This window comes from Pseudonocardia oroxyli (assembly GCF_900102195.1).
Lineage (GTDB): Bacteria > Actinomycetota > Actinomycetes > Mycobacteriales > Pseudonocardiaceae > Pseudonocardia > Pseudonocardia oroxyli.
This window is the reverse complement of sequence record NZ_FNBE01000035.1, coordinates 1-10,322: the sequence shown is the minus strand read 5'-3', so window position 1 is coordinate 10,322 and position 10,322 is coordinate 1. Positions and strand designations below refer to the sequence as shown.

The 10,322-nt window shown below is 69.4% G+C and carries 15 protein-coding genes and 1 other annotated feature; of the genes, 9 read left to right on the top strand and 6 right to left on the bottom strand.

The window, feature by feature from the left end:
- Positions 1 to 216: 216 nt before the first annotated feature.
- On the bottom strand, positions 217 to 972 hold the full coding sequence (locus BLS43_RS32280; protein ID WP_093089853.1) for an ATP-dependent DNA ligase: 756 nt from the start codon (positions 970 to 972) through the stop codon (positions 217 to 219).
- Here BLS43_RS32280 and BLS43_RS32275 point away from each other — a divergent pair.
- Positions 926 to 1,213 (top strand): PH domain-containing protein, encoded by a 288-nt coding sequence (locus BLS43_RS32275; RefSeq protein WP_176921628.1) that lies wholly within the window; start codon positions 926 to 928, stop codon positions 1,211 to 1,213. The genes BLS43_RS32280 and BLS43_RS32275 overlap by 47 nt on opposite strands.
- Positions 1,214 to 1,273: 60 nt before the next feature.
- A complete protein-coding gene (locus BLS43_RS28740; protein WP_245707904.1) occupies positions 1,274 to 1,990 on the top strand; it encodes an aminoglycoside 3'-phosphotransferase in 717 nt (238 codons plus the stop codon).
- A gap of 10 nt (positions 1,991 to 2,000) precedes the next feature.
- Here the strand turns inward: BLS43_RS28740 and BLS43_RS30370 are convergent, their stop codons facing one another.
- Entirely contained in the window at positions 2,001 to 2,162 is a 162-nt protein-coding gene (locus tag BLS43_RS30370) for a VOC family protein (protein WP_176921627.1), read from the bottom strand.
- Between the two features lie 82 nt (positions 2,163 to 2,244).
- Between BLS43_RS30370 and BLS43_RS28735 the strand changes: the two genes are divergently transcribed.
- Positions 2,245 to 3,396 (top strand): aminoglycoside phosphotransferase family protein, encoded by a 1,152-nt coding sequence (locus BLS43_RS28735; protein ID WP_093089852.1) that lies wholly within the window; start codon positions 2,245 to 2,247, stop codon positions 3,394 to 3,396.
- A gap of 483 nt (positions 3,397 to 3,879) precedes the next feature.
- Here BLS43_RS28735 and BLS43_RS28730 read toward each other — a convergent pair whose 3' ends face one another.
- Positions 3,880 to 5,007 (bottom strand): TraB/GumN family protein, encoded by a 1,128-nt coding sequence (locus BLS43_RS28730; RefSeq protein ID WP_093089851.1) that lies wholly within the window; start codon positions 5,005 to 5,007, stop codon positions 3,880 to 3,882.
- Positions 5,008 to 5,093: 86 nt separating this feature from the next.
- On the opposite strand from BLS43_RS28730, the gene BLS43_RS28725 reads away from it, so the two are divergent.
- Positions 5,094 to 5,285, top strand: a complete 192-nt coding sequence (locus tag BLS43_RS28725; RefSeq protein ID WP_143030287.1) for an antitoxin VbhA family protein — start codon at positions 5,094 to 5,096, stop codon at positions 5,283 to 5,285.
- A gap of 37 nt (positions 5,286 to 5,322) precedes the next feature.
- Here BLS43_RS28725 and BLS43_RS28720 read toward each other — a convergent pair whose 3' ends face one another.
- Both BLS43_RS28720 and BLS43_RS28715 read right to left on the bottom strand, forming a co-directional pair.
- Positions 5,323 to 5,943 carry a hypothetical protein gene (locus tag BLS43_RS28720; protein WP_143030286.1) on the bottom strand — a complete coding sequence of 207 codons (621 nt, stop codon included), beginning with the start codon at positions 5,941 to 5,943 and terminating at the stop codon, positions 5,323 to 5,325.
- 41 nt (positions 5,944 to 5,984) lie between these two features.
- Complete coding sequence (locus BLS43_RS28715) at positions 5,985 to 6,416, bottom strand: pyridoxamine 5'-phosphate oxidase family protein (protein ID WP_093089848.1); 432 nt, start codon at positions 6,414 to 6,416, stop codon at positions 5,985 to 5,987.
- Between the two features lie 89 nt (positions 6,417 to 6,505).
- On the opposite strand from BLS43_RS28715, the gene BLS43_RS28710 reads away from it, so the two are divergent.
- Positions 6,506 to 6,892 (top strand): hypothetical protein, encoded by a 387-nt coding sequence (locus BLS43_RS28710; RefSeq protein ID WP_093089847.1) that lies wholly within the window; start codon positions 6,506 to 6,508, stop codon positions 6,890 to 6,892.
- Between the two features lie 172 nt (positions 6,893 to 7,064).
- Here BLS43_RS28710 and BLS43_RS28705 read toward each other — a convergent pair whose 3' ends face one another.
- Positions 7,065 to 7,370: a hypothetical protein gene (locus tag BLS43_RS28705; RefSeq protein ID WP_093089846.1), complete on the bottom strand. Its 306-nt coding sequence runs from the start codon at positions 7,368 to 7,370 to the stop codon at positions 7,065 to 7,067.
- Positions 7,371 to 7,632: 262 nt separating this feature from the next.
- Here BLS43_RS28705 and BLS43_RS28700 point away from each other — a divergent pair, with 262 nt between their 5' ends.
- The 4 genes from BLS43_RS28700 to BLS43_RS28685 form a co-directional block, all read left to right on the top strand.
- A complete protein-coding gene (locus tag BLS43_RS28700; protein WP_143030285.1) occupies positions 7,633 to 7,902 on the top strand; it encodes a hypothetical protein in 270 nt (89 codons plus the stop codon).
- A gap of 12 nt (positions 7,903 to 7,914) precedes the next feature.
- A complete protein-coding gene (locus tag BLS43_RS32270; protein WP_093089844.1) occupies positions 7,915 to 8,250 on the top strand; it encodes a transposase in 336 nt (111 codons plus the stop codon).
- Positions 8,208 to 8,339 (top strand) — a sequence feature (AL1L pseudoknot). (Overlaps the previous gene by 43 nt.)
- Entirely contained in the window at positions 8,247 to 9,128 is an 882-nt protein-coding gene (locus BLS43_RS28690; RefSeq protein WP_176921626.1) for an IS3 family transposase, read from the top strand. It overlaps the preceding feature by 93 nt. The genes BLS43_RS32270 and BLS43_RS28690 overlap by 4 nt, the downstream gene beginning before the upstream one ends.
- Positions 9,129 to 9,212: 84 nt before the next feature.
- Positions 9,213 to 10,322: IS110 family transposase (locus tag BLS43_RS28685; RefSeq protein ID WP_218130053.1), on the top strand; the 1,110-nt coding region annotated here is incomplete at its 3' end.

The window sequence follows — 10,322 nt, the reverse complement described above, 5'->3', positions numbered from 1 at the left end:
CCCGAACTACGCCGCACCACCGCGACACTCGAGGTAGCAGCCCAACACGAACGCGCCCTGCAGATTCCTGGACCCGGCCGGGAACTCGGGATCGAATACGACCCCTGAGCACCCGGACGCCTGGGTTGCAGCCCAGGACGACTTCCCATTTGTCGAGCCACACCGCCAGCAACTCCGCAGCGCACCCAGCAGGGCCGAGCCGAAGCGGCAGTCGGCTCACGAATTCACGGCAAGGTCTTCAGGCAGCAGATCGGCGCGGATGCGCCGGTAGCGGGCTCCGTGCCGCCACCGGCCATACTCGGCTGCGGTGTCGACGTCGACCTCGACAACCAGCCGGGGGGCGACGGGAAGACGGGGGACGTCGTCGGTCTTCCCCGCGAGACCGAGTCGGCCGCCCGGAAGCACCGCCGGCCACGGACGCACACCGAGAGGCGGGCGGAGCCGGGCTCCGACCTCCGACCTCGCCGCACGGGCGAGCGGAAGCGTGCGTCCGACCACCTGAAGGCGTCCGCGCTGGTCATACCTACCGACAACCAGAGCGCCCGGTTCTCGCATCGGCCCGATGACACCACCCACCACCGCCTCGACGGACTCGCGAGACCGGACCTTCTCCCACCAGAACCGACGGGGGAGGTAGGGCTGGCCGAGCCGCTTCGCCACCACACCCTCGATACCGAGTCGAGCAACACAGGCCATCCACCTCTGCGCTGCAGCGATGTCATCGACAGCGGGGGTCAGGATGACGCCACTGGTGGTGTCACCGACGAGCGAGGCAAGTCGATCTCGGCGCTGACGGTAGGACTCGTGCCGGACGTCGCGGCCGCGATCCGCGAGCACGTCGAACGCGAAAATGAGCGAGTTCCCAGAATCCTGTTGCGGCTGGGGTGGAACCCGTCGCTTACTCCGCCCTTTGCGCCGGTGTCTGATGCTGTTGCGGTCGTGGCAGGCTACGGAGCCTCGTTCGATCGACATCTACTCGCGGAGATGCGAGAGTCGGCGACGCCATGATGCACGCGGCCTTCTACTCCGACGCCCACTTCGGGAACGTGATCACCGATGGGCGCAGGTCGCTCCGATCCGTTTCGACAGAGAGTCCCGAGCTGCCCTCAGATCCGCGCCAGCCGCGAGCGAGCTTCTATTACCGGCTGCACACCGGGACATGTCCGTGATCTCCCCGTCTGTGAGGGTCGCGGAGGCCTTCGCCTGTCGTTGACTGGAGGTGGATGTGGACGTTCCTCCTGGTCTCGCGGGCCCGCCGGGCGACGAGGTGCAGGTGCCGGCGGTCGTTACCTGGCTCGCGGCAGGCGCGGCGCTGCGTCCGGTCTGGCACAACATGCTCGGTGGCCTCACTTACGAGATCCCTGGGCGCTGTTACGTCAAGTGGGCCCCGCCCGGCGTCGACCTCGCTCCGGAAGCCGAACGCCTGGCCTGGGCCGCCCCGTTCGTCACCGTCCCGACGCTGCTCGAGCACGGAGCCGACTCCGATGGCTCTTGGCTGGTCACCGCACCGCTGCCCGGCCGGAACGCCGTCGAGAACCGATGGCTGGCCGAGCCCGAGCGGGCGGTCGAGGCGGTAGGGGCTGGCCTGCGCGCCCTCCACGATGCGCTTCCGGTGGCCGAGTGCCCGTTCAGCTGGGACGTTGCCACCCGTCGCGCCCGCATCCAGAATCCCGACCCGCACCGGTTCGGGCTCACTCTCGACGAGGCCCTGCGGATCCTCGACGACCCTCCCGAGGCGGACCGGCTCGTCGTGTGTCACGGCGACGCCTGCGTCCCCAACACCCTCCTCGATGACGACGGGCGCTGCTGCGGCCACGTCGACCTCGGCAGCCTCGGCGTCGCCGACCGCTGGGCAGACCTCGCCGCGGCCACCTGGAGCACCATCTGGAACTACGGCCCGGGACACGAACATCGCCTGCTCGACGCCTACGGCGTGGCACCCGACCCGGAGCGGCAGTTCTTCTACCGGCTCCTGTGGGACCTCACCTGACGACGCCCGCTCAGGGCGCGAAGACGCAGAACGGATGCCCGGCCGGATCCAGCAGGACGGTCAGCCCTTCATCGGGCATCGGCTGATCCACCGGAACGGACGCGCCGAGACTACGCAGCCGGGATATCGCGGCTTCCGGGTCGTCGGCGTGGAGTTCCAGGTGCATCTGCATACCGACGTCGGGTAACGGCCACGTCGGCGGGATCGGCGTGTACGACGAGAGTCAGCCGAGGTGCTGCGACCACCGTGGAGTCGTGACGTCGGTGGGTGATCCGCCCGGCGAGAGCGGATGCGTAGAAGCGACCCAGCTCGTCATGGGCTCGGCACTCGGTGGTCAGCGCGGCAACTCGTGCGGTTGCGGCGTCGAGCGCACCGCTCGGGGGCGGAGCCGGGTCTGCAGGAGTGGGATCTTGGTCGGGCACAAGCCCATCGTGCCGCTCGCCAACCTGGGCCTGGTTGCCACGGGTTCGGTGCAGGATGGGGCGGTGACCGATCACGCGGCGAGTCGTTGGCTGTGCCAGGACGACGAACTCCGACTGGTGGCGCGCTTCGGTCGCGATCTTCACGGCTGGCTTGACCGTGGCGCCCGTCGGACAGCAGAACTGGCGGAGCGCTGGGGCGTCGGGAGGCTCGGGCAACCACGCGCGGGTGGGACGTCCGTGCTGGTCGAGGGGAGGCGCGGATCAACTCGAGTCGTCCTGAAGCTGACCCCTGAGCCCGCTCTCGGGCAGGCCGAAGGCGCAGCGCTGCGGCACTGGGAGCCGAGTCCCCATATGGTCAGCCTCCTGGCAGCGGACGACAGCGACGGGGCGCTGCTTCTCACCCGAGTTGAACCCGGAGACACCCTGGCCCAGACCGGATGGGCCCTGCCGGACGTCATCCCAGTGCTGAGCGACCTCTTCAGACCACAGCGCATCCCGGACGGCATGTTCCCGGGTGTGGAGCATCGGGTCCGGTTCCTGATTCAGCTCACACGCTCCCGGATGGAGCGGCTCCCGGCGACGTCAGGTGTCCTCGGCATTGGTCTCGACGCGGTGCAAGTGCGAGCGATCGCACTGGCGCGGAGCTATGAGGGTGCGCCGCACCTGGTACATGGGGATCTGCACCCGGGCAACGTGCTGCGTGGCGCCACAGACGGCGTGGTTGCCATCGACCCCCGGGCATGTGTCGGCGACCCGCACTTCGATCTCGCCGACTGGGTACTCGGGCCCGCCCTGCCTCGCGACATCGATCTCCGAGGGCGTGCCGACGAGCTCGGCCGATCCGTCCCGGACGTCGATCCCGACCGCGCCTATGCCTGGGCCATCGCTCTCGCACCGATCCTGGCCTACTCCGTCGCAGGCGACCCCTCAGCCGAAGCCCAGCAGAAGGCACGCGAACTTGCGGCGCTGTGGCAATCCCGCTGAAGGTGCCCGATGTGCCGACCGACCCGGCCGCGCGCCCGTCGCTCGATTTCCAGGCGATCCAGAGCGCCACTCCGGCGACGCGGCCATGCTCGCATCGTTCGGCTTGCTTGCCCCTACCTCCGGCACGTCGCGGTAGTCAGAGCTCGGACACCAATGCGGCTCCGGCTCATCGCGGGATACTCGTTCAATGGGCAGGGCGGGATCGGGGGACTCGTTGCGACCATGGATCGCCTTCGGGGCCGGCGTCGTCGTTTATGCGCTCGTCACGTTCTGGGCTGCGGGCCGGCTGCCGGATGGTGATGTCCCGACGCACCTCGCTGCCGATGGAGGCGCGGACAGGTTCGGTACGGCCGGCCAGATCCTCGGGGTCTGGGCCGCGCTGGGGGTGGCCATCGTCGCGTTGGCCGTGGTGACCATCCTGGTGGCGCTACGTGGACCACTGGGTGCCATGAACATCCCGAACCGTGGCTATTGGACGGTGCCTCAGCGGGTGCCGACCGTGCGCCGGATGCTGGCCGACGACGTGGCGCTGGTGATGGGCGTGACTCTCGCGTTCCTCGCCCTCGTTCCGGTATGGATGACGCTCGCGGCCAACAGCCCCGATGGCTCGCTCGCGCCGGTAGCGATCTGGCTGCCGCTCGTCCTGTACTTCGTCGGTCTCATCGCGTGGGCCGGCTGGCTCATCCGGGTCCGGTACCGCCCGCGGGACGAGTAGCCACAAAGCGGGCCTACCGACGCCCGACACTGCTCGGTTCCCGGGGGAGGTGGGCGGTTTGCGATGAGCCAGAGATCGGACACGTATGCGGGCCGCGTCGCCGGCTCAGCGTCGGGTGTCAGGGTGGGCGACCGGGAGGACGTCCGGGCGGTGGGGGACGTCGGCTTCAGCCGGGCTGGGTGGTCGAGGAGAAGGCGGTCGTCGTCGAGGCGTACCCGATAGTCGTCGATGGGTTGCTCGCGGCCGGACAAGGTCCTCGTGCCGAGGTTGTAGATGGTGCCGTCGCCGTAGTTGATCCTGATGGCGCCGAGCCCTGGGCGAGTCTGCGTGAGCCAGGCGCCGGCGGGGATGCCGTTGGCGGTCGGTTCGGTGAGCGTGTGGGCGTTGCCCGCGACGACGAGGGTGCGACCGGTGGGCGGTGCACCTTCGAGGATGCGGCGGGCCATGGCATGGTCACGAGCGGTCCACGGGGACGCGCCGTCGAGGTCGGGGACCTGGCCCCAGGAGTCGAAGGCCAGCAAGCCGATGGCCGGGTCGCGCTGCGCGAGGTCGCGCAGCAGGGCGAGATGACCTGGAGTGAGCCGACCGTCGCCCAGCCAGAGCAGGTCGTGATCGTGCAGTACCCCGGTGCGGCGGTACTCCTCGACGGTCGGGGTGAGTTGCTGTGGCCACTCGAGCGCCAGGACGCCGATGTCGAGCTGCTCGATGAGAGCGGCGATGAGCTGGGGTGTCTGCCGGACGCCGTGAAGCTCGCCGAGCAGGAGCAGCCCGGTGCAATCGAGGGAGTCCTCCATTGCGCGGGCGGCGTCGTCGTCGACCACGATCCTCACGGGCGGGAGGTCCAGGGCGCTGGCGGCGCGCGACCGGAGTTCGTCGAGATCGGTGAGTGCGGGCATGCGGCGAGTATGGCGTCGCCCGTTGTAGCCGAGTTGGCGCGCGGAGCCCCTTCGCTGATCGCAGAGAAGGGGAGGATGGTGTGCAGATGGCGATCAGCGACGAGGTGGATAACGATGCTTTTCTGCGGCGAGAAGCAGTCGCTGAGGCGCTCGCCTCGGTCCGCGCCGACGGACTCGAGCCGAGCCCGGAAGGCCTGCGACGTTTCCAGGCCGTCGCCGAAGGCCGGATGACGGCGGAGGAGGCCCTGATCGAGACACTCGCCCCCTACCGCAACTGACCGCTGCCTGCCGCTCCAGTTCAGGTGAGAGCGGCCCTCAGCCGCCGGGCGCGTGTGTTGCGAACCAGCCGCCCGGTGGGACATTGGGTGCGGGTGGCGTCATCGACCAGGGCGTTTCGTCCTCCAGCGGCCAGAGCACCTCGACTTGTTCGGCGAGTTCGACCAGGCGGCTACCGTCGAACTCGACGCCGGTCTCCTCGATCCCGCGCACGGGCCACGCGCACCACAGGGTGACCGGTCCCGCCGGTGGCGACGGGCGCAGCAGGTAGGTCGTGGCGACGGCCCCGAAGCCTCCCCCTCCACCGCCAGGGGTGAGCTTGGGGACCTCGTCCGGCTGCGCGGACGGCGAGCGGCTCAGATTGGTCGCGGCGAACCCCTCGGCTCCCGAGAGGCCCAGACACAGCACGTCTCCGTTCGCGTCCGGTCGCCCGGAGGCCGCCATGTGCAGGTCGAAGGCTGCGCCGCCGCGGCCACGGACATGGATGTCGAGCTGCATGCACGTGCTGTAGAGCCGGGCCCCGACCAGCAGAACGGCCACGTCCTCACCCCGCGCCAGCACCGCCGACCACGGCAGCCGCACCGGGACCTCGTTCGCCGGTGCACTCATCAAACGCTGTCGCCGTACCTGTTCACGTCGAAAGTCCTTCTCATCCCCCATGCCCACCACAGTGCCACCGCCCCGACCTCGGCGGCCCCGCCCTATTCGGCGGGGACTCGATAGCTCAGGTCCGTCGCCGTCATCCGCTCGGGGCGGATCCGAAGCCAGACGGTGCCTCGTCCGGCGGAGCCCGCGGTGAGGTAGTCGCGGAACCGTGTGTCCCAGAGGCTTTCGTCGGGGCCGAGGTAGCGGGTGAGTTTCCGGCGTCCCCGGGCGACGTCGAAAGGCACGATCTCGCCGCGGCCGCGCGCGATCACCTGCCGAACCAGGCCCGAGGTCACGTCGCAGACGTCGACGGTGAGCGCGACCCGGGCGTCCGCCTCGACATGTGCGGCCAGCCGAGACCAGGGGCCGGTCAAGATCCAGAACGCTCTCTCCTCCCACAGGAACCAGGTGGGACGCACAGTCGGGCCCGAGGTGGCGACACGGGCCGTTAACGGCGCCTGCAGGAACTCATCGACGTCGAAGTCCATAGCGCCATCGTCAGTCCTGTACTCGGCTCGAGGTCAAGGGAGACGCGACCTGGATCGACCCGCAACGAGGCGCTCGCAAAGCGGCGACGGTGCTCGCCCCCGGCGGGACACTCGCGCGGTTCCTGAACCACCGACTCCTGGACGACGAGCCGCTCGCGGCGCTCGACGCTGTCTACCGCACCCACGCACCCGAGACATGCTCCGACGGTCGCCCGCCCTCGTGGCGCCACGACGACGACGCCGTGGCCGCAGACCCCGCTTTCGCCCAGGTGCGGTCACACACCCTCAGCGGCACACGGATCTACACCGCCGACGAGTGGCTCGGGCTCGTGACGACGCTCAGCGACCACATCGCGCTCGGCCCGCTGCGGCTCAACCGCCTCGTGGACGCCCTGAGAGTCGTCATCGACGATGATCTCGGCGGCTCGTTGCACGTCACCTCGCGCACCCACGTCGTGCTGGCCACCCGCCTGTAGACCCGCCTGCGGGGATCGCGGAAGCGCCCCACGACGACGAGGCCCCCCGTGCAGCCCCGGACCGCAGGCTCGTCAGGATCGGGAGTCCGAGGGCAGCAACAGCGATGAGGACGAGCGCGATCGTGATCTCGACGGTCCGCAGATCGCGGCGGGCAATTCGCTCATCTGAGGCTCAAAGCTCACGACAACGGTCCTTGCGAGTCAGGACGACAGCGGCAACGAGGGCGACCGAGCACAACGCGAGAGACCGGCCGCCCAGCTCGGCGGCGGCCAATACTGGCGCACGGTCGAAGCTCAGCGGGATCGCGTTGGTATCGGCGGTGATGAGTCCGAGGACGTACGCGAGGGGCGCGACGATGGCGGGCGGGAGCGAGCCGCGGAGTGAGGATGAGCGCCAGAAGCGGATCACTGTAGTCGCGGCGCCGCCAGCGGCCAGGAGGAACAGCGCGAAGACAATGACCGGCGTGTTGGCTCCCACCCGAGGCAGCGTAGCTGGTCGAGACCTTCTCGGGCTCCGCCCGAACCCGGTACCCGCCCGGAGATCTGGGGAGGTGCGGCGGCTGGTGATCTCCTCACGGCGTGCTGAGGCGGAGCCAGGTCGAATGCCAGGACCCAAGACGGGAACGTCTGCGTTGCAGTCCGGCCCTCGACCTGGCAGAGGTCAACCCGTGCCGCGGGGAGATCACCCGAGCCGGCGACTTGGCAGGACAGACAGCGAGTCGTCGAGCACGATGAACCTCATGCCCGAGCAGTGGTTCGGACCGTGGCTCTACCAGGAGGGCGAAGCCGAGGGGCTGCCGTTCCTGGAGGCAGTCCGCCGTCTCGCACCGAGCAAGCTCGCTGGGTTGATAGAGCCCAAGGACACAGTGGTCAGCTCATATCCAGTTGCTCCTTTCGTCCTTCTGCCCTTGGACGTAACCCTCAGCGAGGAGCCCTCGGCAATCGACATCGACATGTTGTACGACGGCCGAGGCAATCTTGAAGCGCCCCGGGTCTGGTGGAGGCTCTGATCCCACGGAAGGGTGGAGATCGTGCCGGCACCGAGGAAGTTCAGCGACGAGATGCGTGAGCGCGCGAAGCGGATGGTCCGCCAGGCGCGCCAGGAAGAGCCGGGGCTGTCGGTCAACGCGGCGTGCAAGCGGATCGGCCCGCAGCTAGGGATCCTGCCCGACACACTGCGCGGGTGGTGCCGCCAGGCCGACATCGACGACGGCGTGAAGCCGGGTGTGACCTCGGTGGAGTCCGAGGAGCTCAAGCGGCTGCGGCGGGAGAACGCCGAGCTGCGGCGGGCGAACGAGATCCTCAGGACGGCGTCGGCGTTTTACGCGGCGGCGGAGCTCGACCGCCATACCCGTTGATCGTCGCCTACATCGACGCTCACAAAGTCCGGTTCGGGGTCGAGCCGATCTGCGCCGTCCTGCGAGCCGAGGGCATCGCGGTCGCCCCGTCGGGCTACTACGCCCACAAGAACCGCCGCCTGTCGCGGCGGGCCCTGACCGACGCCGCCCTGGCCGAGATCATCGAGGCTACGTTCTTCGACCGGGACAAGGGCCGCGGCGTCTACGGCGCCCGCAAGATGTGGCATCAGCTGCGCCGCGACCGGGTCACAAGCCCGGCGGGCAGGCCGGTGGCCCGCTGCACGGTCGAGCGGCTCATGCGCCGCCTCGGGCTGCACGGGGTGCGTCGCGGACAGCCGCTGATCACCACCCGCCCCGACAGACAGGCGGACCGCGCCCCGGACCTGGTGGATCGCGACTTCACCGCGGCACGTCCGAACCAGCTGTGGGTGGTGGACATGACTTATGTGCCGACGTGGTCGGGGACGGTGTTCACCGCGTTCGTGTCCGATGTGTACTCACGGCGGGTCGTCGGGTGGCGCTGCGCCTCCCGGATGCCCACCGAGCTCCCACTCGACGCCCTGGAGATGGCGTTGTGGACCCGCGAACACGCAGGCCAAACCACCGACGGACGGTTGGACGGGTTGATCCACCACTCCGACGCCGGGTCGCAATACACAGCCATCCGCTACGGCAACCGGCTCGCCGAGGCCGGCGCGGTGGCCTCGATCGGCTCGGTCGGCGACTCCTACGACTGTGAGACTGGTGTTCGTCGCCCGGTCGGTCTGACCCATGCTTACGACTGGCCCTCTCGGTGCCCTGGCGTTGATTTGTCGGCCGCCCGGGCGACACCGCCACTGGTGGCGCACCGAGCGGGCAGTGACCTCATAGGAGCCTGATCTCAGCAGGTCCCATCACAGTCCTGTCCCGCCCGCCCGGCGCGCTGTCGACCACGCCCCCGGGAAGAGGACACGCAGTCACCGATGAGGATCCCGCACGACAACCGCCCGCGCATCGTCGTCGGCGTCGACACCCACAAACACCTCCACGTCGCCGTCGCGGTCGACCAGCTCGGGGCACTGCTGGGCTCGACCACGGTCACCGTCAACCGTGCGGGCTACTCGGGACTGCGCGACTGGGTCGGCGAGCTCGCCGGCGACAACGACGACGTGCCGGTGGTGTTCGGGATCGAGGGCACCGGCTCCTACGGCGCCGGGCTCGTCTCGTTCCTGCGTCGCGCCGGCGACCAGGTCATCGAGGTCAACCGCGGTGACCGCACCGTGCGACACCTGCGCGGCAAGGACGACACCATCGACGCCGAGACCGCCGCCCGGTCCGTGCTGTCCGGCACGGCCACCGCCGTCCCGAAGACCCGCGAGGGTGTGGTCGAGATGATCCGTCAGGTCAAGATCGCCAAGGACACCGCGACGAAGGCCCGCACCCAGGCGATCGTGACTCTCAAGACGGTCCTGGTGAACGCGCCCGCCGAGCTGCGCGAGGCCCTCGAGCCCCTGGGCGACCGCGAGCTCCTCGACGCCTGCCGCGCGCTGCGCTACCAGTCGATGGACGGACCCGAAGACGCCGCCCGCTACACCCTGCGTGCGCTCGCCGACCGCCACCGCAGCCTCGACTACGAAGCCCGCCGCCACGAACGCGTCCTCGACACCCTCACCGACCGCGCCGCACCCACGCTGACCAGCCACTTCGGCATCGCCGCGGACTCCGCGGCGGAACTGCTGATCGTGGTCGGTGACAACCCCGAACGCGTCCACAGCGAAGCCGCCCTGGCAAAGCTCTGCGGCGCCTGCCCCATCCCCGCGAGCTCGGGCAAGACCAGCCGTCACCGGCTCAACCGCGGCGGGCACCGCCAGGCCAACGCCGCCCTGCACCGGATCCTCGTCGTCCGCATGCGCTTCCACGAACCCACGATCGCCTACGTCGAGCGCCGCAGCCACGAAGGCCGCACGAAGAAGGAGATCCTGCGCTGCCTCAAGCGCCACCTCGTCCGAGAGATATACCGAGCCTCGTCGCACCACATAAGGAGACGAAACAATTGTCTCTCGTCGCTTGACAACTATAGGAGCATCAACGCC